General features: G+C 61.1%; 24 protein-coding genes. 21 read left to right on the top strand and 3 right to left on the bottom strand.

All coding sequences use genetic code 11. The annotated features are described in order from the left end of the window. Positions 1 to 75: 75 nt before the first annotated feature. Positions 76 to 1,998 carry a right-handed parallel beta-helix repeat-containing protein gene (locus VFB05_RS04660; RefSeq protein WP_325009311.1) on the bottom strand — a complete coding sequence of 641 codons (1,923 nt, stop codon included), beginning with the start codon at positions 1,996 to 1,998 and terminating at the stop codon, positions 76 to 78. A 198-nt stretch (positions 1,999 to 2,196) separates the two neighbouring features. On the opposite strand from VFB05_RS04660, the gene VFB05_RS04665 reads away from it, so the two are divergent. Further along, positions 2,197 to 2,571 carry an avidin/streptavidin family protein gene (locus tag VFB05_RS04665; protein ID WP_325009313.1) on the top strand — a complete coding sequence of 125 codons (375 nt, stop codon included), beginning with the start codon at positions 2,197 to 2,199 and terminating at the stop codon, positions 2,569 to 2,571. A gap of 53 nt (positions 2,572 to 2,624) precedes the next feature. Here VFB05_RS04665 and VFB05_RS04670 read toward each other — a convergent pair whose 3' ends face one another. Next, a complete protein-coding gene (locus VFB05_RS04670) occupies positions 2,625 to 3,545 on the bottom strand; it encodes a LysR family transcriptional regulator (RefSeq protein ID WP_325009315.1) in 921 nt (306 codons plus the stop codon). Between the two features lie 125 nt (positions 3,546 to 3,670). On the opposite strand from VFB05_RS04670, the gene VFB05_RS04675 reads away from it, so the two are divergent. The 5 genes from VFB05_RS04675 to VFB05_RS04695 all read left to right on the top strand — a co-directional run bounded on the left by VFB05_RS04675 (position 3,671) and on the right by VFB05_RS04695 (position 8,115). Further along, positions 3,671 to 4,213, top strand: coding sequence for a hypothetical protein (locus tag VFB05_RS04675; RefSeq protein ID WP_325009317.1), 543 nt, complete (start codon positions 3,671 to 3,673; stop codon positions 4,211 to 4,213). Then, entirely contained in the window at positions 4,210 to 5,562 is a 1,353-nt protein-coding gene (locus tag VFB05_RS04680) for an MFS transporter (protein ID WP_325009319.1), read from the top strand. The genes VFB05_RS04675 and VFB05_RS04680 overlap by 4 nt, the downstream gene beginning before the upstream one ends. Positions 5,563 to 5,648: 86 nt before the next feature. Next, positions 5,649 to 6,329 carry a class I SAM-dependent methyltransferase gene (locus VFB05_RS04685; RefSeq protein WP_325009321.1) on the top strand — a complete coding sequence of 227 codons (681 nt, stop codon included), beginning with the start codon at positions 5,649 to 5,651 and terminating at the stop codon, positions 6,327 to 6,329. A 672-nt stretch (positions 6,330 to 7,001) separates the two neighbouring features. Continuing rightward, the gene (locus VFB05_RS04690) at positions 7,002 to 7,721 is read left to right on the top strand and encodes a GNAT family N-acetyltransferase (protein WP_325009323.1); all 720 of its coding nucleotides are present in this window, start codon (positions 7,002 to 7,004) and stop codon (positions 7,719 to 7,721) included. Positions 7,722 to 7,737: 16 nt separating this feature from the next. After that, entirely contained in the window at positions 7,738 to 8,115 is a 378-nt protein-coding gene (locus VFB05_RS04695; protein ID WP_325009325.1) for an ArsC family reductase, read from the top strand. 12 nt (positions 8,116 to 8,127) lie between these two features. Here VFB05_RS04695 and VFB05_RS04700 read toward each other — a convergent pair whose 3' ends face one another. After that, positions 8,128 to 8,727, bottom strand: coding sequence for a PAS domain-containing protein (locus VFB05_RS04700; RefSeq protein WP_325009327.1), 600 nt, complete (start codon positions 8,725 to 8,727; stop codon positions 8,128 to 8,130). Positions 8,728 to 9,107: 380 nt separating this feature from the next. Here VFB05_RS04700 and VFB05_RS04705 point away from each other — a divergent pair, with 380 nt between their 5' ends. From VFB05_RS04705 to VFB05_RS04775, 15 genes are all read left to right on the top strand, one after another. Then, positions 9,108 to 9,863, top strand: a complete 756-nt coding sequence (locus VFB05_RS04705) for an ABC transporter ATP-binding protein (RefSeq protein WP_325009330.1) — start codon at positions 9,108 to 9,110, stop codon at positions 9,861 to 9,863. 22 nt (positions 9,864 to 9,885) lie between these two features. Then, the gene (locus VFB05_RS04710; RefSeq protein WP_325009437.1) at positions 9,886 to 10,635 is read left to right on the top strand and encodes an ABC transporter ATP-binding protein; all 750 of its coding nucleotides are present in this window, start codon (positions 9,886 to 9,888) and stop codon (positions 10,633 to 10,635) included. Between the two features lie 33 nt (positions 10,636 to 10,668). Next, on the top strand, positions 10,669 to 11,892 hold the full coding sequence (locus VFB05_RS04715; protein ID WP_325009332.1) for an ABC transporter substrate-binding protein: 1,224 nt from the start codon (positions 10,669 to 10,671) through the stop codon (positions 11,890 to 11,892). Between the two features lie 74 nt (positions 11,893 to 11,966). Next, positions 11,967 to 12,830 carry a branched-chain amino acid ABC transporter permease gene (locus VFB05_RS04720; RefSeq protein WP_325009334.1) on the top strand — a complete coding sequence of 288 codons (864 nt, stop codon included), beginning with the start codon at positions 11,967 to 11,969 and terminating at the stop codon, positions 12,828 to 12,830. A gap of 3 nt (positions 12,831 to 12,833) precedes the next feature. Then, positions 12,834 to 13,802, top strand: coding sequence for a branched-chain amino acid ABC transporter permease (locus VFB05_RS04725; protein ID WP_325009336.1), 969 nt, complete (start codon positions 12,834 to 12,836; stop codon positions 13,800 to 13,802). Between the two features lie 141 nt (positions 13,803 to 13,943). Further along, positions 13,944 to 14,588: a DUF47 domain-containing protein gene (locus VFB05_RS04730; protein ID WP_325009439.1), complete on the top strand. Its 645-nt coding sequence runs from the start codon at positions 13,944 to 13,946 to the stop codon at positions 14,586 to 14,588. Between the two features lie 14 nt (positions 14,589 to 14,602). Further along, entirely contained in the window at positions 14,603 to 15,607 is a 1,005-nt protein-coding gene (locus VFB05_RS04735) for an inorganic phosphate transporter (protein WP_325009338.1), read from the top strand. A gap of 93 nt (positions 15,608 to 15,700) precedes the next feature. Next, positions 15,701 to 17,320, top strand: coding sequence for a peptide chain release factor 3 (locus VFB05_RS04740; protein ID WP_325009340.1), 1,620 nt, complete (start codon positions 15,701 to 15,703; stop codon positions 17,318 to 17,320). A 91-nt stretch (positions 17,321 to 17,411) separates the two neighbouring features. Continuing rightward, a complete protein-coding gene (locus VFB05_RS04745) occupies positions 17,412 to 18,020 on the top strand; it encodes a hypothetical protein (RefSeq protein WP_325009342.1) in 609 nt (202 codons plus the stop codon). Between the two features lie 113 nt (positions 18,021 to 18,133). Then, positions 18,134 to 18,736 carry an NnrU family protein gene (locus VFB05_RS04750; protein ID WP_325009344.1) on the top strand — a complete coding sequence of 201 codons (603 nt, stop codon included), beginning with the start codon at positions 18,134 to 18,136 and terminating at the stop codon, positions 18,734 to 18,736. 3 nt (positions 18,737 to 18,739) lie between these two features. Next, positions 18,740 to 19,564, top strand: a complete 825-nt coding sequence (gene panB / locus VFB05_RS04755) for a 3-methyl-2-oxobutanoate hydroxymethyltransferase (RefSeq protein WP_325009346.1) — start codon at positions 18,740 to 18,742, stop codon at positions 19,562 to 19,564. A 185-nt stretch (positions 19,565 to 19,749) separates the two neighbouring features. After that, positions 19,750 to 20,403 (top strand): tetratricopeptide repeat protein, encoded by a 654-nt coding sequence (locus VFB05_RS04760; RefSeq protein WP_325009348.1) that lies wholly within the window; start codon positions 19,750 to 19,752, stop codon positions 20,401 to 20,403. Positions 20,404 to 20,450: 47 nt separating this feature from the next. After that, positions 20,451 to 20,993: a hypothetical protein gene (locus VFB05_RS04765; protein WP_325009441.1), complete on the top strand. Its 543-nt coding sequence runs from the start codon at positions 20,451 to 20,453 to the stop codon at positions 20,991 to 20,993. A gap of 71 nt (positions 20,994 to 21,064) precedes the next feature. Continuing rightward, positions 21,065 to 22,450 (top strand): ribosome biogenesis GTPase Der, encoded by a 1,386-nt coding sequence (gene der / locus VFB05_RS04770; RefSeq protein WP_325009350.1) that lies wholly within the window; start codon positions 21,065 to 21,067, stop codon positions 22,448 to 22,450. Beyond that, positions 22,447 to 23,697, top strand: a complete 1,251-nt coding sequence (locus VFB05_RS04775; RefSeq protein ID WP_325009352.1) for a TCR/Tet family MFS transporter — start codon at positions 22,447 to 22,449, stop codon at positions 23,695 to 23,697. Before der ends, VFB05_RS04775 begins: the two co-directional genes overlap by 4 nt. Position 23,698 lies beyond the last annotated feature (1 nt).

The following is a 23,698-nucleotide window of genomic DNA, read 5'->3' on the forward strand; positions in this document are numbered from 1 at the left end:
TCAAGTGCGGCTTTGGTTCGGAAGTCCACATGACGGGTTCGCGGCACAATCGATGCGGACTTCCGAACCGCCACACTAGGTGAGCTTGTTGTTTGCCACGTGCACCGTTGCCTTGTCGCAACTCGGATCGATGACGACCGCGGCCCGGGTCACTTTGCCGGAGGCAACGCTGTTGTTACTGACGTCCACATGCGCTGACTTTCCGACCAAGATCGCGCTGTTGGGTTTGACATTGTAGATGCCGCCGGCATCGAACGCAGTACCACGAATAAAGGTCTGACCAATGGTGTTGCCGATGATTTTGAGGCCGTCGGTGTTGCTGACAAAAATTGCGTAAGTGTAGGTGTCGTCGATGTGGTTGCCTTCGATGGTGACATTGCGGTTCTGAAGGTTGTTCTGAAAACCCCTGACCCCCACAGGGGCAACCGTGCCGACATAAATGGCCCCGAGCGCCCCATTGCCGTCGGTCAGTTCATTGGCGCCGGTGACGCTGTGGGTGAATCGGTTATTTCGAAAGGTGAGGTTCTCGGCAAAGCCGGATTCCGACCAGAAGCCGATATCGCTGCCGGCCTGTAGCGCTACCCCTGATGAATAGGTGAATTGGCAGTCTTCGACCGTCGCGTTCGTCGCCTTGACGAGAACACGGCCGCAAGCGTGAAACGAAGAGCGCCGGATCGCCGTGCCGTTGCCAATCCGGCTCAAGGAGGTGACGGAATCTCCGACCTTGAGCGGAAGGTCCTGTTGCAGGGTCATGTCATAAATGAGATCGGGCAGTGTGGTCGGGCTCCTGCCTTTCCAGATGGCTGCAATCTGACCCTTCAGATCTGGCCTGTGCGATTTGACGAGCTTGTCGATCTTGCCTCGTCCGAGCGAACGGAAGGTTGCGTGTTCGCAGCTCTCGATAGCATCGCCCGCAGCAAGCCCTATGTCCCATTTGGGCGAGAGTAAGTAGCGCCGCGGCGCGGGCTTTTGCACGACATAATAATAAAAGCCGTGCACGTTCACCGCATCGTCCGACGTGTTGGCGTAGGTGCAATCCTCGATGGTCGGTCCCCGCTCGACCGCGGTGAAGTGCGAGCCATCCTGATTGGTCGCTATCAACCGGTCCGTCGTTGCTCCCTTGGGCCGAGGTCCGGGAACAACCGATACCTTCTTGAACAGCGTCGAACCGGGGCCGCCATTTTCAAGGATTCCCATCCCTGGCGAGGCGAACAGCTTGACGTCGATCAGGCTCGTCGCCTCGCTGCCCTCGATCGTGATCGCCTCTGGGCCGTTGCTGTTCATCGTGACGGTATCGCCGACGGCAATGGGGAGCTCACTTGGGAAGCGATCTTTGTCGCTCCAGCCCAACCGGACCTTGACCAGCCCCGGCGAAATCCGCTCGACCTTGGCCGGAGATAAGAAATCGCGTGCGCCCGCCTTTAGCGCCTTGGTGCCGCGATCCATGACCTTGAAAAAGCTGTCGCTAATGCTGGCGAGAAGAGGGGGATCGTCGGGATAACCTGCATCGACCTTGACAGTGATCTGGATGGCGGCCTTGTCGATCGCCGCGATGGTTCCCTGGACGAATGGCAGGGGATCATAGTCGACGGTGAGATCGCGTACAGTCACGCGGCTGCAGCCGCTGATTGTCAGCGATGATGCCCGCGCGGTGTTGATCAATTGGGCGCCGTTGCCGTTCAGCTCAAAGCCATGAAGCGCCTTGAAGGCGAGGGGACGGCTGATGCGATAGACGGCGTTCTTGCCGAGATTGAAGACGATATGGAAAGGTCCCGTGCTGGCTTTGGCCGCATCGCTGGCTGCTTTCGAAATTGCGACGAGCGCCTTGGCAAAAGCTGTGTCCGCATCGGTCCCAGCCGTCAGGAAACTCGCCATGTCGAAAACGGCCTCGCCCGCAGGCGGGGTAGTCTGCGCCTGGCCCGCCTCGCTGAGGAACGGCGATGCGGTGAGGAAAGACGAGGCAAGCGTCAACACACGCCGCCGGCTGAGGGACTGCATACCAGGCTCCGTCGCTCGATATGAGATGCTAGCTTTGGCTGGCTGAACGTTAGCGAACGGATTTTGCATCTCGCGAAGATTTGACCCGTGTGGGCCGCAAGGACGCGCTTCTGGCGAACGGAACGCTGCTCTCTGCCTTCGGGTTAATACCCAAACAGTGGAACGCGGCAGCGCCTGCCGAACTTCGGAGCAGAATCAATGCAGAGCTGGAAAGGCACGTGGCGCAATCAATATGGTTCTACCGTCAGGATCGATGACGACTCGAACGGCGTGATCCGCGGCGTGTTCAGGACGGTCTTGCAGGACAGCAACTTTTCCGGGCTTGAGGTGGCAGTACACGGCATGGCGCATGGCGACGTCATCGGCTTCACGTCGGCAGCGCGTGGAAAGGCGGGGCCCGCCGCGGTCAGTTACACCGGCATTCTGCGCGACGGAAAAATCGAGATGCTCTGGCACACCGTCGCGGGTCACACGCTCACGGCGCCGAAAGAAGGGGAGCCTGCTGAAATCACCGAGGTCGGAACCTGGCGCGCCTTCGGGACCAGTCTCGACACGTTCGAGCGCATCGGCTGATCGTCATTGCGTCTCCCAAATTCTACCCGACGGGCAAATCACGCGGGCGATCGTCAGCCTGAGCGGCTGCCAGACTGGCCGACACCCGTCTCGCAGACTTCGCGAACGCAAGAGCGCAACCAGCGATGGGCAGGATCGGCATCAAATCTAGGATGCCAAATGAGCGAAACGGTGATGTCCGTTGTGCGGACAGGAAGAGCGAAACTATGCATGCCGATGCGCAGGTTGCCCGTGTGCCGCGCGGGAACTGTTGCGATCAGGTCGGAGCCGCGCGCCATGCCAAGCGCTGTTGCAAACCCGCCAACGATCGTCACGATCTTCCGTTCAAGCCCGAGCGTCTTTAGGCCATCGTCAATCGGGCCATTGCCGATTTCGTGTCTCGAATCCAGCACATGGCGCCCTCCGGCATAGCGTGCCGGCGTGATCTTACCCCGGCTCAGCGAGTGGCCTTTCCGTACGACGCCGATAAAGTGGTCGCGAAAAAGTGCCCGCGAACGCAGTTCAGGATCCATCGACTTTGCGATGACGCCAGTCTCCAGATCGACGCTTCCGTCGCGAAGTGGAGTCGTGTCGCTGTCCGTCTTCGGAATGAAACGAAGTCTCACACCGGGCGCTTCGTCTCCGATGCGCGCAATGAGCTTCGGTCCGAAGTTTTCGACGAAGCCATCACCGGTTCTCAGCGTGAACGTCCTGGCGAGCCGGCCGAGATCGAGCTTTTCGGCCGGGCGCAGGATCGCTTCTCCATCCTGCACGACTTGACCAACCCGCTCGCGGAGTTCGAGCGCGCGCGGTGTCGGGACCAATCCACGTCCGGCCCGGACGAGTAGAGGATCGCCTGTCGTTGCACGCAACCGGGACAGGGCCCGGCTCATCGCGGACGGGCTGAGGCGCAGCCGTCGCGCGGCGCGGGCGACGCTGCCTTCGGCAAGTAGAACGTCAAGGGTGACCAGCAGATTCAGGTCGGGTTTGGACATCCAACCATCCTAGCACATTTTGGCCCAGGTATAGCGTCGCATGCACTATTTAGCTGCAAATGATGCGTGTTCCGCCATGTCAGGCGAGGGGCTATCTCTGCCTTCAAAGACGCTGGAGAGAGAACATGACCGGTCAATCGCTGAGGGCCTTTATCGAAGACATCAACGCGGGATGGGGGCCTCTGACTTCAGAGCTGATTACCTACTGCCGCGGCCGGATCGAACAGCTGCTGCTTGCGCCGGCCACCGAGCCATGGCTGGCCGACCTGCAGCGGGACCTTCCCGAAACCGCTGAGCTGTATCGCGATCCCTCGCACGATTTCCTGCTGCTCGCTCACGCCGAGCCGATGGGTCATTTCAGAGCACCGCACGATCACGGCCGCGGATGGGTGATCTACGGCGTCCAACAGGGAGAAATTGAGGTTAGGACCTATATGCGTTTACAGGACCCGGCCGGGCGCGTGAGGCTGGTCCAAAGAGAGAACTACCGGGTGCGTCCCGGCGAGACAAAGGCCTATCTGCCAGGCGATATTCACGACACACGCTGCACGGCAGGCCCGGTTCTCTATTATCGTTTCACTGATCGCGACCTCAGGAAGGAGGAGAGTGAAGGCTATCCCGTGACGCGCTACGTCGATCGTGGCGGCGTTTGGACGGTCCCCTCATGAGCGCTGCGTTGAAGAACCCGCGCCGCGCGCTTGCGATTGCCGCGGTGCTCCTGGCGATGGCGCTTGTGGTTCTCGATGCGGCCATTGCTAATGTGGCGCTGCCGACGATCGCGGTTTCATTGCAGGTGACCCCGGCGATGTCGGTCTGGATCGTGACGGCCTATCAGGCCGCGCTGGTCATGGCGTTGCTTCCATGCGCTTCGATCGGAGAGAGTTTTGGCTATCGGCGAACCTTCGTGCTCGGCATTGCTGTGTTCACGGTGGCCTCAGTGGCGTGCGCCCTGTCGCCTTCGCTGCCATGGCTTCTCGCGGCGCGCATTGTCCAAGGCCTGGGTGGAGCATCGATCATGGCGCTCGGTGTTGCGCTGCTGCGCTTTGCCGTTCCGCATCACCAACTCGGTGCCGCGATCGGTTGGAACGCTGTCACGGTGGCAGCATCATCCGCGGCAGGGCCGGCGATTGGTGCCGCGATTCTGTCGATTTCAAGCTGGCCCGCTCTTTTCGCCGTGAACCTTCCGTTAGGCGGCGCCGCACTGTTCGCCTGCCAAGCCCTCCCGCGCGTGAAGGGTATCGGACGGCGACCGGACGTCGTGAGTATTGGGCTGAATGTCGCGACTTTCGCCAGCCTGGTCGTTGGCGCTGAGCTCCTGGCCGCGATACCTCTGCCGGCGGTGGTTCTGTTTGTCGTCGCAACCTTTTGCCTCATCATCCTTGTTCAACGTGAGGCGCCGAAGAGCGCACCATTGATCCCCTTCGATTTGTTGCGGGCGCCAGCGTTCCGCATTTCGGTTATCGCCTCGGTTTGTTGCTTTGCCGGTCAAGCGGCTGGCCTGTTGGCATTGTCTTTCTATCTACAGCGCGACCTCGGACAGACTACGCTGGTGACTGGATTCTACATGACGTTCTGGCCGGTGGCTGTTGCGATCACGGCTCCACTCGCTGGTCATTTGGCTGATCGTTTATCCACAGCATGGCTTTGCGCGGTCGGCGGTCTGGTGCTTTCGATCGGTCTCGCCGCGGCCAGCCTCTGCCCGTTGCAAGGCGATCCTTGGCCGCTCGTTCCAATCACTTTACTCTGCGGCTTCGGCTTCGGCCTCTTTAACGTGTCGAACAACCGTAACATGTTCCTGTCGGCGCCCCGCGATCGCAGCAGCGCCGCGGGCGGCATGCAAGGGACCGCCCGGCTTGTGGGCCAGAGCACCGGCGCAGTCATCGTGACCTTGCTCTTCGTTCTGACGCCTATGGGAGCGGCGCCAAGGGTCGCTCTCGGGATCGGGGCGGTGCTGACCTTGGCGGCAGGATGCGTAAGCGCGCTGCGGGCAGGGAAAGTCGAATGCTCGACGCGATGAAGCAACAGGAGCCGCGTGTGACCTCAAATTATGTTCGCGAGCACTATTCCAATCTTCTGGCCGAGCACTACGACTGGATGTTCGGAATGCCGTTCGAGACGAAAGTCGCTGAACAAAAGCATTTTCTCGAAAGCCTCGTCGGTCTCGGCGAACCCGGCTCGCTTGCGATCGATCTCGGCTGCGGCTCCGGCTTTCAATCCCTTGCCTTGGCTGATCTGGGGTATCGCGTCCTCGCGATCGATACAAATGAATGGCTGCTTCGTACGCTCAAGGAGCGATCGGCCTCGCATCCCATCAACGCCACTTGCGGCGATATTCTCGAAATCGAGACGCTCGCCGGACCTGCCAGCGCCGATGTGGTTGTCTGCATGGGGGACACCATCACGCATCTGCCAAGCTTTGGTGCGGTGAGCGAACTCGTTGGGGCCGTCGCCCGCATTCTGAGGCCGCGCGGCCAATTTGTCGTTACCTATCGAGACCTCGCCGCCGTCGAATTGGAGGGACTTGACCGATTCATTCCGGTGCGCAGCGATGATCAGCGCATCATGACTTGCTTTCTTGAATGCACTTCTGCCGAGACCGTTGTCGTGAACGATTTGATTCATGTTCGCGATGATCACGGATGGACATTGCACAAGAGCCGTTACCAAAAACTTCGTCTGCCAGCCGAGTGGCTTCTCGGACAAATGAGGGCTTCCGCTCTGTCAGCGACCAGACAGCCGCACGCAGCAATGATCGCAATCTCGGCAATGAAGCTGCGCACTTAACGCTAGAATATCCGCAGACTGAGCGGCCGGCGTCGTTTGGCCGAAGCCATCTCGATGGTTTACCCGACGGGCAAATCACGCGGCAGGTGACAATCCCCGGAGTCCAGTAGCTTTCTGGAAAAATATTCGCTTGTGCCGTCGGGCAAATCAGTGGTTCCTCTTCGCGCGTCCCGCGCTCTTGAAGAGGGGCGTTTCGCGATCGTCACGAACGTTGAGTGCGGGATGCGGTGGACGTAGTTGGCATCGGACGACGAACGATGCCGGCCGCGGACGGCGAAGCCGTGTGGTTCTGATATCTCGACGCTGATATCAACTCGCGACAATGCTTCGCATTGCGCGGGGATGGTGGCAAGAAAGCCCGATCACCAGGAAGAGCGCGGAGTAGCCGTTAAAACCAATCGCGCAGGGAAGGCCGGACTGCTTCGGTGTACCTGTAGTGACTAACTCGTATGCTTTTTGATTTGCATACGAGGCTGCGGGTGCGTCCAGCGCCCGGCTTTCCCTGCGCCCTCTCATTTCCGGAGGGTAGGACCGCCGCCAAACTCGGGCGTCTTGCGCCGCGGGAACGAATGCGCATACTCGCACGCGGGAGGGCTCGGATGACGCTCGCCGTCCTGAGCGCGTTCGCTTCGCGAAGAGCAAATAGACCGAGAGTCGCCGAGAATTCGTCGCATGTCGTCCTCCAACTCGCCAATCCATCCGCTCGATCACCCGATCTGGCTTGCGCTGACATCGACGCAAAGCGGGCTCGCGCAGGGCGGCGCGCTGGCGCGGCGTTATCCTCCTGCTATAGCTCCGTTTGCGGCGCTATCTGAATCGTCGCAGGAATGCTTCAGCGCGTTACGTGAGCTGATGTTGCCGTCCGAGCAGGCCGTGCTTTTTACGCTGGAGCCGGTGACCGCCTCGGCAGGTTTCAAAATCGCATTGGCGGCGACCGGTGAACAAATGATCGGAATGCCGGCGGAAGCGGCGACAAGCGCCGAAATTGTCAGACTGGGGCCCGCTGACGCTCCGGCGATGGTCGAACTGGCGGAATTGACGAAGCCGGGCCCCTTCACCTTGCGCACACACGAGCTAGGTACATTTTTTGGTATCAGGGCAGACGGCCGGTTGGTAGCAATGACCGGTGAGCGCATGAAGCCAGCCCGGTATACGGAAATTACTGCCGTGTGCGTGCACCCGGACTACCGCGGTCGCGGTTACGCGCAAATGCTGCTGAGTGCGGTCTCCCGGCAAATTGCAGCGCGCGGAGAAATTCCGTTCCTGCATGTCTTTTCGGACAACAATGCCGCCATCGCGTTATACCGGCGCCAAGGCATGGACATCCGGCGCCGTATCCACGTGACGGTGTTGATCCGCACCGATGCGAGCGAAACGCCACAATCGAAGTGAATCCGGAAGCGAGCAAATGACCAAAGCCATCACGATCTACGGCATCAAGAACTGCGACACCATGAAGAAGGCGCGGGCCTGGCTCGACAGCCACGGCGTCGCCTACGATTTTCACGACTACAAGGCCGCAGGAGCGCCCAAGGACAAGCTGAAGGCCTGGGCGAGCGAGCTCGGCTGGGAAACCCTGCTCAATCGCGCCGGGACCACGTTTCGCAAGTTGCCTGACGCCGAGAAGCAAGGTTTGAACGAACGCAAGGCGTTGGCGCTGATGCTGGAACAGCCATCGATGATCAAGCGGCCGGTGCTCGATGTCGGCGGCAAGCTCCTGGTCGGCTTCAAGCCGGACGTCTATGCGAAGGAAGTAGGCGCTTCCAGCAAGCGCGCACGCGCGTGAGCTCGACCCAATCTAGCTGAACTCGATCTGATCGGCGGCTGGAATGCGACCTGGCGCGCGGTGGAAGAGTTCGCGGTCGATCACTGCGCGGATCATCGGCGTCGGCAATATGTCGCTTGCGCGCATGAGATTGCGGATCTCGAAGCTGCCGTCCTCGCTGATCGTTTTCAGGGAAGCGATCAAATGTGTGACGCCCTCGGAAGCCGAGAACGGCAACAGCAGGCGCTCATAGGCGACAATGCGGCCTGTGGCGTCGTCGACATGGGAGACGGTGTAAACGGGCAGCGCGCGGTCGAGGCAGTGCTGGTAGATCGGCATCACGAGCGGCGCCAGCCGAGCCCCGAGATATTCGTCGAGATAGCGGCCGCGTCCGGTATGGCCATAAGCCATGGACATGCGACTGCCGTCGCTGTCGATGATCACGCGCGCCGGGTTTGCCATTTCGATCGTCATAAAAACCAGGTCGGGAAGCTCGTCTTCGATCCGGGCCGGCTGAAAATTCTCCGTGCGCGGCAGGCGCTGCGCAGGGGCATAAAGCCGCAGCCACGTGTTCAAGAGATCACGTTGCTTGATCGATTTGACGATCGACGGGTTGGCGCTCTGGAAATCCAAGGTCTCAAATTCCGATTTCTAAAAACAAAAACGTCGAACCTTCGGCCCAAGCGGGAAAGACTTGGCGAAGGTAAGTTTGAGGGTGACCGAACAACGTTAACGACTGCTTTCCAAATGTGCAGCCGCGGCGCGCATGATCCGGGGCTCCAAGCGGCGCCCCTACGACTAAGGGCGAAGGGCCGGCCGGTGCAGCTTTCCGCCTTGCACAAGCCGGGGCGATGACGGCATATTCCGGCCCGGAGGCGGCGGGCCCAGGGTGCGAATTTAAACACGCGAAACCAGCGCGGTATTTTCAGGCCCTCGGGAGGAACCCGCTGTAAAAGGAAAGATTAGTCACCCGCGATCAGGACGTCGCGGCGATGGCTTTCGGGGGAATTTGATTGTCGGATGAGTTCATTCTCGAAACCCACGGATTGACCAAGGAATTCGCGGGTTTCTTTGCCGTACGTGACGTTTCCCTCAAGATACGGCGCGGCAGTATTCATGCGTTGATTGGCCCGAATGGGGCCGGCAAGACGACCTGCTTCAACCTGCTCACCAAGTTTCTCAGTCCGTCGGCCGGCCAGATCCAATACAAGGGACAGGACATCACGGCGATGGCCCCGGCCGATGTGGCCCGGCTTGGTCTTGTACGTTCGTTTCAGATCTCGGCGGTATTTCCGCATCTGACTGCGCTCGAGAATGTGCGGGTCGCGCTGCAGCGTCAGCACGGGCACTCCTTCGATTTCTGGCGCTCCAAGAGCGTGCTCGACCGCTTCAATGCCCGCGCGCTTGAATTGCTGGACGACGTCGGCTTGAGCGAGTTCGCCAAAACGCCCGCGGTCGAAATGCCCTATGGCCGCAAGCGCGCGCTGGAAATTGCAACCACGCTCGCGCTCGATCCGGAAATGATGCTGCTCGACGAGCCGATGGCAGGCATGGGCCACGAGGACATCGACAAGATCGCAGCGCTGATCAAGCGCATCTCGGCGAAATACACCATCCTGATGGTCGAGCACAATCTCAGTGTTGTCGCCAACCTGTCCGACATCATTACCGTGCTGACGCGCGGCCACGTGCTCGCGGAAGGCAACTACGCCGATCTCTCCAAGGACGAGCGTGTGAAGGAAGCTTATCTGGGGGCTGGCCATGGCTAATCCGAACATGGCTAATCCGAACATGCCGAACGCGGCATTGGCCTCCGGCGCCTCGATACCGTCGGCGTCGAGCGCGCCGATCCTGGCAGTACAGAACCTCGAGGCGTGGTACGGCGAATCCCACATCCTGCACGGCATCAATTTCCAGGTGAGCCCGGGCGAGGTCGTCACGCTGCTTGGCCGCAACGGCGCCGGCAAGACCACCACCTTGAAATCGGTAATGGGGATCATCGGCAAACGCTCAGGCTCGGTGCGCTTCGACGGCAGGGAAATCATCCGCGCCTCGTCGGATCGTATCGCGCGTTCGGGGATTGCCTTTTGCCCGGAAGAACGAGGGATCTTCGCGAGCCTCGACGTTCGCGAAAATCTTTTGCTGCCGCCAACGGTCCGCAACGGCGGACTCTCGATGGATCAGATTTTCGAGCTGTTCCCGAACCTCAAGGAGAGGCTCGCCAGCCAGGGCACCAAGCTGTCGGGCGGCGAACAGCAGATGCTCGCGATCGCGCGCATCCTGCGCACCGGCGCGCGCTTCCTGATGCTGGATGAACCGACCGAGGGGCTTGCTCCCGTCATCATCCAGCAAATCGGCCAAACCATCAAACGCCTCAAGAACGAGGGTTTTACCATCCTGCTTGTCGAGCAGAATTTCCGCTTCGCCGCGACAGTGGCGGATCGCTATTACATCGTCGAACACGGCAAGATCATCGACGGCTTCGCCAATGCGGAGCTGCAAGCCAATATGGACAAGCTGCACACCTATCTCGGCGTCTAAGAACAACGGGAATATCCAAAAGAGGACCACGCCATGAAGAAGAAAATGTTCGCCAGTCTCCTGCTCGGCACGGCGCTCAGCCTTTCGGCCGCGGGTATAGCCAGCGCCCAGGACAAGACCGTCAAGATCGGCTCGCTGTCCGACCAGTCGGGTCTCTACGCCGACCTCGGCGGCCCCGGCTCGACGCTGGCTGCGCAGATGGCTGTGGAAGACTCCGGGATGGTCGCCAAGGGCTGGAAGATCGACATCATTTCGGGCGATCACCAGAACAAGCCGGACATCGGCGTCAATATCGTGCGCCAGTGGTTCGACGTCGACAAGGTCGACGTCGTTGTCGACGTGCCCAATTCCGGTGTTGCGCTGGCCGTCTCCAACCTCATCAAGGAGAAAAACGGGGTTTTTCTCAATTCCGGAGCCGGCACATCGGATCTGACCAACAAGCAGTGCACGCCGAACACCATTCACTGGGTATACGACACCTACACGCTCGCGCACGGTACCGGGACGGCGCTGACCAAGAGCGGTGGCGATACCTGGTTTTTCGTGACCGCGGACTACGCCTTCGGTGCAGCGCTGGAACGCGATACCACTGCGGCGGTCCAGGCATCCGGCGGCAAGGTTCTCGGCGGCGTCAAGGCTCCGCTTTCGACGGCTGATTTCTCCTCGTTCCTGCTGCAGGCCCAGGCGTCGAAAGCCAAGATTATCGGCCTCGCCAATGCCGGCGCCGATACCACCAACTCGATCAAGCAGGCGGCCGAATTCGGCATCACCGCTGGCGGCCAGAAGCTCGCGGGGTTGCTGCTGTTCATCACTGACATCCATGCGCTCGGTTTGAAAACGGCGCAGGGGCTCAACTTCACCGAGACATTCTACTGGGACATGAATGACGGCACGCGGGCCTTCTCCAAGCGCTTCCAGGAGCGCATCAAGAACCACAACATGCCGACAATGGTTCAGGCCGGCGTGTATTCGAGCCTGCTGCATTATTTCAAGGCGCTGGAGGCTCTCGGCGGCAACCCGCATGACGGAGCGAAGGTTGTCGCAAAGATGAAGGAAATGCCGACCGACGATCCGTTGTTCGGCAAGGGCAGCATCGAGCCGAATGGCCGCACGATTCATCCAGCCTATCTCTTCGAGGCCAAGAAGCCTTCGGAGTCCAAGGGGCCGTGGGACTACTACAAGCTGGTGGCGACGATTTCCGCGGACGACGCCTTTACGCCGCTGGACAAGAGCACCTGTCCCTTGCTGAAGAAATGATCCGTTTTGCAGTCTCGGGCGGCGGTGCCGCCCGGGACATTTGAATTGCGACGTACCGGACGCCGAGAGAACCGATGCAAGCGCTTTACGCACAGCTACTGGTGGGATTGATCAACGGCTCGTTCTATGCGCTGCTCAGCCTTGGGCTCGCCGTGATCTTCGGCATGCTCAACATCATCAATTTCGCGCATGGCGCGCTTTATATGATGGGAGCGTTCTGCGCTTACTTCCTGCTCAACATCTGGGGCATCGGATATTGGTGGGCGCTGATCATCGCGCCGATCGTGGTCGGCATCTTCGGCATGGTGCTCGAGCGCACCATGCTGAAATGGCTCGCTGGTCTCGATCACCTGTACGGGCTGTTGTTGACCTTCGGCCTAGCGCTGATCATTCAAGGCGTGTTTCAGAACTATTTTGGCTCGTCGGGGCTGCCCTATGCCATCCCCGACGAATTGCGCGGCGGCACCAATCTCGGCTTCATGTTCCTGCCGATCTATCGCGGCTGGGTCGTCGTCTTCTCGCTGATCGTGTGTCTGGCGACCTGGTACCTGATCGAACGAACGCGGCTTGGCGCTTACCTGCGTGCGGCGACCGAGAACCCGACGCTGGTGCGCGCCTTCGGCATCAATGTGCCGCGAATGATCACGCTGACCTACGGCCTCGGTGTCGGCCTTGCCGCGTTGGCCGGCGTGCTGTCGGCGCCGATCAATCAGGTCCGGCCGCTGATGGGCGAGAACATCATCATCGTGGTGTTTGCGGTGGTGGTCATCGGCGGCATGGGATCGATCATGGGATCGATCATCACCGGCTTTGCGCTCGGCGTGATTGAGGGATTGACGAAGTACTTCTACCCGGAAGCATCGAACACCGTCGTCTTCGTGTTGATGGTGCTGGTGCTTCTGGTCAAACCGGCGGGATTAACGGGGCGGGCGGCATAACAAATGACGGCGATGACTGACGATACCTTGCCGGTAACCGCGGGCGCGATCCGCGACGAAATGATTGCGTTCGTGGTCATGGCCGTGCTGCTGGCGCTCGTGCCGCTCACCGGCCTCTACCCGTTCTTCGTGATGCAGGCGCTGTGTTTTGCGCTGCTTGCCTGTGCCTTCAATCTCCTGATCGGCTACGGCGGCCTGTTGTCATTCGGCCATGCGATGTTCTTGGGGACGGGCGGTTATGTCACAGCTCATGCTGTCAAAGTGTGGGGCGTCCCGCCAGAGCTCGGCATTCTGATTGGTGTTGCCGCATCGGCGGCGCTTGGTGTTGTGACCGGAATCGTCGCGATCCGCCGCCAGGGCATCTATTTCGCCATGATCACGCTGGCGCTGTCGCAGCTAATGTATTTCATCTATCTGCAAGCGCCATTCACACACGGCGAAGATGGCATCCAGGGCATTCCGCAAGGGCACTTGTTCGGCATCCTCGATCTCTCGAAGTCGACGGTGCTGTACTACGTCGTTGTCGCAAACTTCCTGTTCGGCTTTCTGGTGATCTTCCGCGCCATCAACTCGCCGTTCGGCGAAGTGTTGAAATCCATCCGCGAGAACGAGCAGCGCGCGATTTCGCTCGGCTACAAGACCGACCAATACAAGCTGCTCGCCTTCATCCTCTCGGGGACGCTGGCGGGATTTGCCGGTTCGCTGAAGGTGTTCGTCGTCCAGAATGCCTCGCTGTCGGATGTCGAGGTCGGCATGTCCGGCCTGATCGTGCTGATGACGCTGGTTGGTGGCCTCGGCACGGTCTTCGGTCCCGTGATCGGCGCCTTCATCATCGTGGCGACCCAGCAATATCTGGCCGGGTTCGGCTCGTGGGTCACGGTGATCCAGGGCTCTATTTTCGTGGCCTGCGTGCTGTTGTTCCGCCGCGGCATTGTCGGCGAAATCGCCCATTTTTTCCGACGTTCGCTGTAGAGGACGGCGGCCCTCGATCGGGTGCCCGCGCCACAAAGCCGTGGATGAATCCCGGATTGCCTACCGCGCAAACTTGCCGAAAATCGTATATGACATATTTGTGACGGGCCATTCCGGCCTGCGATTTTGGACATATCGATGTTGATGCGGTGGTTTCGCGCCCTCCTTCCCAAAGAGGAGCGCTTTTTCGAACTCTTCGCCAAACACTCCCAGGCCGTGCAACAAGGCGCGCTCGCGCTGCAAGGCATGCTTCAAGGCGGGGAGGAAACGCCGGTCTTCTGCCAGCGCGTCAACCAGTTCGAGAATGATGCGGACAATATCACGCGCGAAGTCCTCACTGCCGTGAGGCGCACGTTCATCACACCGTTCGATCGCGGCGACATCAAGAACCTGATCACGGCGATGGACGACGCCATCGACCAGATGCAGCAAACCGCGAAAGCAGTGATGTTGTTCGAGGTCCGCACCTTCGAGCCTCCGATGCGCGAGATAGGGACGCTTCTCGTCGAGTGCGCCAACCTTACCGGCCGCGCGTTGCCGTTGCTGCAGTCGATCGGCAGCAATGTTTCGATGCTGACCTCGATCACCGAGGAACTGACCAAACTGGAAGGGAGGGTCGACGACCTCCACGACATCGGTCTGAAAGAACTCTTCCTCAAACATCGCGAGGCCAACGCGATGGATTTCATTGTCGGCGTCGAAATCTACGACCACCTCGAAAAGGTGGCCGATCGCTTCGACGACGTGGCGAACGAAATCTCTAGCATCGTGATCGAACAGGTATAGGGCAGGGCCATCAGGTGGATGCTGCGCTTGGTCTTCCGGTTCTCGTCGTTCTGATTGCCGTCGCGCTTTTGTTCGACTTTCTCAACGGACTGCATGATGCGGCCAATTCGATCGCAACGATCGTATCGACGCGGGTGCTGCGGCCGCAATATGCGGTGTTTTGGGCCGCATTCTTCAACTTCGTCGCCTTCGCGGTGTTTGGGCTCCATGTGGCCCAGACCATCGGCACCGGCATTATCGACCCCAACGTGATCGACGTGGCAGTGATCTTTGCGGCACTCGTTGGCGCGATCGTCTGGAACCTGATCACGTGGGCTCTCGGCATTCCATCCTCCAGTTCGCATGCGCTGATTGGCGGGCTCGTTGGCGGCGGGATGGCGAAAGCGGGTATTTCGGCTGCGGTCTGGAGCGGCTTGACCAAAACGCTGCTTGCGATCGTGTTGTCGCCATTGATCGGATTTTTGCTCGCGCTTGCGCTGGTTGCGATCGTGTCATGGGCTTCGGTCCGTTCAACACCGTTTGCGGTCGATCGGGCTTTCCGGATCCTGCAATTTGCCTCCGCCTCGCTTTATTCGCTCGGCCATGGCGGCAACGATGCGCAAAAAACCATGGGCATCATCGCGGTGCTGCTGTTCTCGCAAGGCAAGTTGGGCGCCGAATTTTATATCCCGTTCTGGGTCGTGCTGTCCTGTCAGGCGGCGATGGCGCTGGGAACGCTGATGGGCGGCTGGCGGATCGTCCGCACCATGGGTTTGAGAATTACCAAGCTGACGCCAATGCAGGGCTTTTGCGCCGAAACGGGCGGCGCAGCGACGCTGTTCCTTGCCACTTTCCTCGGGGTTCCCGTGTCGACCACCCACACCATCACCGGCGCCATCGTCGGCGTCGGCGCCGCGCGACGGGTCTCGGCGGTGCGATGGAACGTGGCAAGCTCGATCGTTTATGCCTGGGTTATTACCATCCCGGCCGCGGCCGGCGTCGCTGCCCTGGCTTACTGGTCGGTAGTGCTGCTGCGCTAGCGTGCCTCGCCGGCTGGAGTTGGTCCGCGGGCTCCCTATATGGGATGTATCATCCTTGATCCGGGCCGCTTTCCCTGCCAAACGCTTCGCTCCATGTCCGACCTTGCGTTCAGCTCTGATTCGTCATCTCCGTCGCCGTTCGCCAGCGAAGTGGCGCGACGGCGCACCTTTGCGATCATTTCCCACCCGGACGCCGGCAAGACCACGCTGACCGAAAAGCTGCTGCTGTTTGGCGGTGCGATCAATCTGGCAGGGCAGGTCAAGGCCAAGGGCGAGCGGCGTAACACCCGTTCCGACTGGATGAAGATCGAGCGCGAGCGCGGGATTTCGGTGGTCACCTCGGTGATGACCTTCGAATTCGACGGTCTCGTCTTCAACCTCCTGGATACGCCGGGCCACGAAGACTTTTCGGAAGATACCTACCGCACGCTGACCGCGGTCGATTCCGCGGTCATGGTGATCGACGCCGCCAAGGGCATCGAGGCGCGCACACGCAAGCTGTTTGAGGTGTGCCGTCTTCGCGACATTCCGATCATCACCTTCATCAACAAGATGGACCGCGAAAGTCGCGACACGTTCGAGCTTCTGGACGAGATCGAAAAGACGCTGGCGCTCGATACCACGCCGATGACGTGGCCGGTCGGGCGCGGCCGCGATTTTCTCGGGACCTACGATCTCGCGACCGGCGGCGTGCGGCTCCTGGAAGGCGGCGGCGCCAAGACCGGCGCGGCGCTTAAGATCGACATTGCCGATCTCGCTGGACGCAACGCCAATCTCGATGTCGCCGAAGTCAAGGACGAACTCGCGCTGGTCTCCGAAGCCTGCAAGCCGTTCGAACTCGAAGCGTTTCGCGAAGGCCATCTGACGCCGGTCTATTTCGGCAGCGCGCTGCGCAATTTTGGCGTCGGCGATCTGCTCGAGGGCCTTGGCCGCTTTGCGCCGCCCCCGCGGGCGCAGGAAGGCAACTTACGCAAGGTCGAGGCGGCCGAGCCGCGCATGAGCGCCTTCGTGTTCAAGATCCAGGCCAATATGGATCCCAATCACCGCGACCGTATCGCGTTTGCGCGGCTGTGCTCGGGCAAACTGACTCGCGGCATGAAGGCGAAGCTGGTGCGCACCGGCAAGACGATGCCGCTGTCGAGTCCGCAATTCTTTTTTGCCCAGGATCGCTCGGTGGCGGACGAAGCCTTTGCCGGCGACGTCGTCGGCATTCCCAATCACGGGTCGCTCCGCATCGGCGATACGCTGACAGAAGGCGAGGACATCACCTTTGTTGGCGTGCCGAGCTTTGCGCCGGAAATCGTCCGCCGCGTGCGCCTCACCGACGCGATGAAGGCCAAGAAACTCAAGGAAGCCCTGCAACAGATGTCGGAGGAGGGCGTCGTCCAGGTCTTCCGTCCGCGCGACGGTGCGCCGGCGCTGGTCGGCGTGGTCGGGCCGCTGCAACTCGACGTCCTCAAGGCCCGGCTGGACGCGGAATACGCATTGCCCGTGGAATTCGAAGTGTCCGAGTTCCAGCTCGCGCGCTGGGTTTCGTCCGACGACCGCAAGAAGCTCGACGCGTTCATCGCTGCGAACGGCTCCGGAATAGCCGACGATGTCGACGGCGATCCCGTGTTCATGGCCAAGAACGAATTCTATCTCGGCTACACCAAAGAGCGCGCCGAAGGCATCGTCTTCGCAAACGTCAAGGACGTGAAGAAGAAATCATAAAGTGGCGCGATGCCGCTCCACGCGAGGATGTGAACTTCTTTCAGCTCAATTTGGCGCTATATTCTAGCGGTGCTGCTTTCGAGGGCCGTACATGCTCGGTCGCATCGCTGTCGTTTTGATCGTTTCCGTTGCAGGATTGGCCGTCACGGCAAGCGCTGACGCGAGACGGTGGCACCGGATCAATGCCATCCCGTTCTCGCACGAGCCTTGCAGTGTTCTGTCCCATCATCCGTGCACGCCATCTTTTTGCAGCGTGTTCAATCGCGGTCCCTGCATTCCCGAGATCTATTATCCTTATGGTGAGAACCTCCAACTGACGGTCGAAAGCAAGCCTGCGGAAGAGGACGCGTCGAAATATCAGAAGCCTGATCACGACCTCGACAATATCGGCGACCTCTTTGCGGCGCTCCGTTCCTGCTGGACGCCGCCGCCGGCGGGCGACGCGAAAGAGGGCATGCAGATGACCGTGCGTTTCAGCTTCAAGCGGTCTGGCGATCTTATCGGTCCCCCGCGCCTGACCTTTGCGACGCAGGGCACGCCGGCCGACGTCCGCAGTACCTACCTCAAGGCGATCAACGACTCCATCGACGCCTGTGTGCCGCTGAAGTTCACCGGCAATCTCGGCGGAGCCCTGGCGGGCCGGCCAATCGCCATCCGCTATGTCGACAACCGCGAGTTCGACAAGAAGGCGACACCGTAGCTGCTAGCTCCTGGTGCAGCCTAGGCGCCCGCGCGCCGGCCATTTCACGCATTGCCGCGGCGCCCGCGAACGTGTACCCGAGAGCCGCAACGTGGTCCGAAGGAGGCGATGCGATGGGACTAGCCGTGATGATCCTGGGCCTTGTGCTGTTCCTCGGCATTCATGTGTTGCCGGCCTGGCGCGGACTACGCGGGCGCATCGTCGGTGCCATGGGCGAAGGCAGCTACAAGCTCGTTTACGCGTTGGTCTCCCTGCTGGGTATCGTGCTGATCGCCTGGGGCTTTGGACACTACCGTGCGGTGGGGATGATTGACGTCTGGGAGGGGGCGGTATCTCCGAGGACCCTCGTCATTCTCAAGCACATTACGATTGCGCTGATGCTGCCGGCGGTCATTCTGGTGGTGGCGGCTTATTTGCGCGGACACATCTACAAGGCGCTGAAGCACCCGATGCTGGCCGGAGTTAAATTATGGGCGGCGGCGCATTTGCTCGCCAATGGCGATCTCGGCTCGATCATCCTGTTTGGCTCGTTCCTCGGCTGGGCCGTCTTCGACCGGATATCGCTCAAACGGCGAGCTGACGCCGGCAGCCCGCCTATTCCCGTCGGTGGTTGGGGTAACGATATGATTGCGATTGCGGTCGGTATCGTTGCCTATCTGGCGCTGGCTTTCGCATTCCATCCCGTGGTGATCGGCGTTCCCGTCGTAGGAGTTTAAGAGATGTCAGTTCAGGCCGCGATCAAGCGCAAGACCGCACCCGATATCCGCGCGCGCAAGAATGGCGAGCCGATCGTGATGCTGACCTCCTATCACGCACACACGGCGGCTCTGGTTGACCGCTACTGCGACGTCATCCTGGTCGGCGATTCCCTCGGCAACGTCATGCATGGTTTTGAGACCACCGTGCCGGTGACGCTCGACATGATGATCCTTCAGGGCCATGCGGTGATGCGCGGCTCGCAGCATGCGCTTGTTGTCGTCGACATGCCCTTCGGCTCCTACGAGGCCTCGAAAGAACAAGCCTTTCATTCGGCCGTGAGAGTGCTGAAGGAAACCCATTGCGGCGCGATCAAGCTCGAAGGCGGCGCACGGATGGCGGAGACTATCGCCTTTCTGGTCGAGCGCGGCATCCCCGTGATGGGCCATATCGGCCTGACGCCGCAGTCGATCAATACGCTGGGTTCGTTCCGCGCCCAGGGGCGCGAGGAGGCAGACTGGGCGCCGATTGAAAACGATGCGCTTGCGGTGGCGCAAGCCGGCGCGTTCTCGGTTGTGGTCGAAGCGGTCGCCGAACCCTTGGCCCGCAAGATCACCGGGACGATCGATATTCCGACCATCGGCATCGGCGCCAGCGCGGCCTGCGACGGCCAGGTGCTGGTGCTGGAGGATATGCTGGGGCTATCGCCGCGGGCGCCGAAATTTGTCCGCCGTTACGGCAATCTCGGTCCCATGATCGAGGCCGCTATCCAGGGCTATGCGGCCGACGTCCGCTCCCGTGCTTTCCCGGGACCCGAACATGTTTACGGCATGAAGGCGAAGGCGTAAGCGTACCCGGATCCGTCCCGCCGAAGGGTTTGGGATAATCCTCGAAAGCGGGCCGTTAACGCCTTGACCGGCCTCGCTTTGCCTTGCCAGCGCCATATCGCTAGGGTAACGCGGCCGCTTCAAGGGACAGATTCATGGCTTCGGTTGGTTCCGGATATGGTCAGCCGGGGATAAGGTGCACTTAAGTGTCTGAATTATTTGACGAAGTCGATGAGGAAGTCCGCCGGGAGCAGCTCAAGAAGCTGTGGGATCGATATTCGATCTTTATCATCGCCGCCGCGCTTCTGGTTATTGCCGCCGTCGGTGCATGGCGTGGCTATCAGTACCTTGAAGCGCAGAAGGCCGCCGAGGCCGGTGCAGCCTTTGACGCGGCAATCGACCTTTCCGAGCAGGGTAAGCATTCCGAGGCCGAGGCAGCGTTCGACAAGCTGGCGACGTCAGCACCGTCGGGATATCGCACGCTGGCGCGGCTGCGCGCGGCGGGCGAGGTCGCAACCCGTGACCCGAAGGCTGGCGCCAAACTGTACGACGAAATTGCTGCCGATCGCAGCATCGGCACCGTGCAGCAGGACCTCGCGCGGGTCCGCGCTGCGGCGCTGCTGCTGGATACCGAATCTTATCCGAACATGCTGCAACGGCTGGAAGCGGCCGCCAAGCCGGACGCGACTTTCCGTCATACGGCGCGTGAATTGCTGGCCTTGTCGGCTTGGCGCGCCAATGACACCACGGCGGCGCGGCAATGGCTCGACATGATCGCCAATGACGGCGAGACGCCTTCGGCAATGCGTCAACGCGCCGAGGCGCTCCAGGCGCTGCTTCCGCCGGTCGCCAAGAGTTGACGGCAAGACTTGACGAACAGGAAAACGGGTTGAACGAGAAATCGATCATGGGTCGCCTGCAACGTCTGATCGCCGCTACCGTTCTTGTTACGCTGTGCGGCGCGCTCGTCGGCTGTTCGAGCAACGTCAACAGTTTTGACCCGATGGATTGGCTCGACTGGATCGACACCAAGAAGAAGCTGCAAGGCGAGCGCAAGCCGGTATTTCCGGACGGCGTGCCCGGCCTCGAACAAGGTGTCCCGAAGTCGCTCTATAAAGGCGCCCAGGAACAGGCCGATGCCAACGCGGCAGCGGCCGCTGCTGCTCCGCCACCGCCGCCACCCGAAGAAACCAAGCCGAAAAAGTCCGCCAGGAAGAAACAGCCTGCGGCGACCGCCAGCACCGACCCTGCGGCGGCACCGGAAGAAGATGCAACGGCGGCGGCACCGCCAGCTCCCAAGAAGAAAATCGTCCGTCAGCGCACCACCGCGCCGCCGCCCAATCAGGCAGCCCAGCAGCAGGGTGCGCAGCCAGCGCAATCAGCACCGCAGGTCCAGCAATCGGCCGCGCCATTCCCGGCGCCGCTACCGGGCGGTACGGTTACGCGCTAAAGCTGGATACGGCAGGCTAACGGGCTCTGCCACATGCTCTCGTTCGGTCCTCCCGCGGCGTCGAATCCATCATGCCTTTTACGATTGCGATTATCGGCCGGCCCAATGTCGGGAAGTCGACGCTGTTCAACCGCCTGGTTGGACAGAAACTGGCGCTGGTCGACGACGCGCCGGGCGTGACGCGTGACCGGCGCGAGGGCGACGCGCAACTTGGCGACCTCCGCTTCACGGTGATCGATACTGCAGGGCTCGACGAGGGCACGAAGGGATCGCTCACGGCCCGGATGCAGGAGCAGACCGAGACCGCGATCGGGCTCGCGGACGCGCTGATGTTCGTGATCGACGCCCGGGCGGGGCTAACGCCTACCGACCGCGCCTTTGCCGATTATGCGCGGCGCGCCGACAAGCCGGTGATTCTTCTCGCCAACAAGAGCGAGGGCAAGCACGGCGAAATCGGTGCCATGGAATCCTATGCTTTGGGGCTCGGTGACCCCGTGCAGATCTCCGCCGAACACGGCGAGGGCATGGGCGAGCTGTACGACGCGCTGCGCATGTTGATGCCGGAAGCTGCGGAAGATCATGACAACGACGATGACGATGATGTGGCCGAGACGGACGAGGAGTTGGCGCGGCGGCCAATCCGGGTTGCCGTCATTGGCCGTCCCAACGCAGGCAAGTCGACGCTGATCAACCGCTTGCTTGGCGAAGAGCGGCTGCTCACGAGCTCAGAAGCTGGCACCACGCGCGACTCGATCGCCGTCGAGATCAACTGGAACGGCCGGGACTTCCGCGTGTTCGATACCGCAGGCCTCCGCCGTCGTTCCCGGATCGAGGAAAAGCTGGAAAAGCTTTCGGTGGCGGATGCTTTGCGCGCGGTGCGCTTCGCCGAGGTTGTTGTGTTGATGACGGATGCGCAAAACAAATTCGAAGAGCAGGACCTGCGTATCGCCGACCTGATCGAGCGCGAGGGCCGGGCGCTTGTGATCGCGGTCAACAAATGGGATCTGGTCGATGCGAAGCCCGGCGCGATCTCGGCACTTCGCACGGAAGCCGATCACTGGCTGCCGCAGGTGAAGGGCGCGCCGCTGGTTGCCGTGTCCGGCCTGATGGGCGAGGGCATCGACCGCCTGATGCGCGCAATCGAAGACGCATACGCCGTGTGGAACAGGCGGGTGCCCACGGCGGCGCTCAATCGCTGGTTCGAGCAGGCGGTGAACGCCAACCCGCCACCGGCCGTTTCCGGCCGAAGGTTGAAGCTGAATTACATCACGCAAGCCAAGGCGCGGCCGCCGAGCTTCGTGCTGTTCTGCTCGCGCGCCGACGCCGTGCCGGAATCCTATTTGCGATATCTCGTCAATTCGATGCGCGAGCAGTTCGAATTGCCGGGCACGCCGGTGCGGATCGCGCTGCGCGAGAAGGCCAATCCTTTCGCGCATAAGCGAAAGCGGCCGTCATGAGTGAAACGAGCGCGGTCGGCGCGCCGTCAGCATCGTCGTCCGCGCGTGGCGCGGCGGTCGCCTTCATCTTTGTCACCATCCTGCTCGACATGCTGGCGCTCGGCCTGATCATGCCGATCCTGCCGAAGCTCGTCGAAAGTTTCGTCGATAATGACACCGCACGCGCCGCACGCATTTTCGGCGTGTTCGGCACGGCATGGGCGTTGATGCAGTTTCTGTTTTCGCCGCTGCTTGGCAGCCTGTCCGATCGATTTGGCCGCCGGCCGGTGGTGCTGTTGTCGAATTTCGGGCTGGCGCTGGATTATGTGCTGATGGCGCTTGCGCCTTCATTGATCTGGCTGTTTATCGGCCGGGTGATTTCCGGCATCACGTCGGCAAGTATCTCCACCGCCTTTGCCTATATTTCCGATATCACGCCCGCGGAACGCCGAGCCGCGGTGTTCGGCAAAGTGGGAGCGGCCTTCGGTGCCGGCTTCATCATCGGTCCTGCCATCGGCGGCTTGCTCGGCGATGCCGATCCCCGGCTGCCGTTCTGGGTCGCGGCGGGCTTGAGTTTTGCCAACACGATGTATGGCCTCCTGATCTTGCCGGAGTCGTTGGCGCGCGATCGGCGCGCGCCGTTCCGATGGAAGAGCGCCAACCCTGTCGGCGCGCTGCACCTGCTCCGTTCCGATCGGATCCTGGCGGGCCTGTCGGTGGTGACCTTCTTCACCCAACTTGCACACGCCGTGCTGCCATCGACCTTCGTGCTGTATGCGACCTATCGATATGGCTGGGATTCCAAGACGGTCGGCGTGACGCTGGCGATGGTCGGCATCTGCGCCATGCTGGTGCAGGGGGCCGGCATCGGGCCGATCATCCGGCTTTTCGGCGAGCGCCGGGCGCTGCTTCTCGGATTAGTCTGCGGCGCTGCGGGTTTTTTCATCTTCGCCATAGCGCCGACAGGGCCACTGTCGTGGCTTGGCATTCCCGTGATGTCGCTCTGGGGCGTGTCAGGCGCGGCGATCCAATCGTTCATGACCAAGCGTGTGGCGCCGGACCAGCAAGGCCAGTTGCAGGGCGCGAATACGAGCGTGCAGAGCATTTCTCAATTGCTGGGGCCGTTCGTATTTACGCTGACCTTTGCCTATTTCATCGGCGCGCAGACGCCGCTGCATCTGCCGGGCGCGCCGTTCTACCTGGCCTCAGTGCTGGTCGTACTGGCGCTCGGTATTGCCGCACGCACGTTGGCAGGTAGCCGCAAATGAC

Source organism: Bradyrhizobium sp., assembly GCF_035652035.1.
Lineage (GTDB): Bacteria > Pseudomonadota > Alphaproteobacteria > Rhizobiales > Xanthobacteraceae > Bradyrhizobium.

Excerpts from the sequence above, each read along its gene's own strand:
- VFB05_RS04695 (WP_325009325.1), top strand. The coding sequence starts at position 7,738 with ATGACCAAAGCCATCACGATCTACGGCATCAAGAACTGCGACACCATG.
- VFB05_RS04740 (WP_325009340.1), top strand. The coding sequence starts at position 15,701 with ATGTCCGACCTTGCGTTCAGCTCTGATTCGTCATCTCCGTCGCCGTTC.
- VFB05_RS04750 (WP_325009344.1), top strand. The coding sequence starts at position 18,134 with ATGGGACTAGCCGTGATGATCCTGGGCCTTGTGCTGTTCCTCGGCATT.
- VFB05_RS04665 (WP_325009313.1), top strand. The coding sequence starts at position 2,197 with ATGCAGAGCTGGAAAGGCACGTGGCGCAATCAATATGGTTCTACCGTC.
- VFB05_RS04720 (WP_325009334.1), top strand. The coding sequence starts at position 11,967 with ATGCAAGCGCTTTACGCACAGCTACTGGTGGGATTGATCAACGGCTCG.
- VFB05_RS04670 (WP_325009315.1), bottom strand. The coding sequence starts at position 3,545 with ATGTCCAAACCCGACCTGAATCTGCTGGTCACCCTTGACGTTCTACTT.
- VFB05_RS04675 (WP_325009317.1), top strand. The coding sequence starts at position 3,671 with ATGACCGGTCAATCGCTGAGGGCCTTTATCGAAGACATCAACGCGGGA.
- der (WP_325009350.1), top strand. The coding sequence starts at position 21,065 with ATGCCTTTTACGATTGCGATTATCGGCCGGCCCAATGTCGGGAAGTCG.
- panB (WP_325009346.1), top strand. The coding sequence starts at position 18,740 with ATGTCAGTTCAGGCCGCGATCAAGCGCAAGACCGCACCCGATATCCGC.
- VFB05_RS04715 (WP_325009332.1), top strand. The coding sequence starts at position 10,669 with ATGAAGAAGAAAATGTTCGCCAGTCTCCTGCTCGGCACGGCGCTCAGC.
- VFB05_RS04710 (WP_325009437.1), top strand. The coding sequence starts at position 9,886 with ATGCCGAACGCGGCATTGGCCTCCGGCGCCTCGATACCGTCGGCGTCG.
- VFB05_RS04765 (WP_325009441.1), top strand. The coding sequence starts at position 20,451 with ATGGGTCGCCTGCAACGTCTGATCGCCGCTACCGTTCTTGTTACGCTG.
- VFB05_RS04660 (WP_325009311.1), bottom strand. The coding sequence starts at position 1,998 with ATGCAGTCCCTCAGCCGGCGGCGTGTGTTGACGCTTGCCTCGTCTTTC.
- VFB05_RS04685 (WP_325009321.1), top strand. The coding sequence starts at position 5,649 with ATGCCGTTCGAGACGAAAGTCGCTGAACAAAAGCATTTTCTCGAAAGC.
- VFB05_RS04725 (WP_325009336.1), top strand. The coding sequence starts at position 12,834 with ATGACGGCGATGACTGACGATACCTTGCCGGTAACCGCGGGCGCGATC.
- VFB05_RS04775 (WP_325009352.1), top strand. The coding sequence starts at position 22,447 with ATGAGTGAAACGAGCGCGGTCGGCGCGCCGTCAGCATCGTCGTCCGCG.
- VFB05_RS04745 (WP_325009342.1), top strand. The coding sequence starts at position 17,412 with ATGCTCGGTCGCATCGCTGTCGTTTTGATCGTTTCCGTTGCAGGATTG.
- VFB05_RS04690 (WP_325009323.1), top strand. The coding sequence starts at position 7,002 with ATGTCGTCCTCCAACTCGCCAATCCATCCGCTCGATCACCCGATCTGG.
- VFB05_RS04680 (WP_325009319.1), top strand. The coding sequence starts at position 4,210 with ATGAGCGCTGCGTTGAAGAACCCGCGCCGCGCGCTTGCGATTGCCGCG.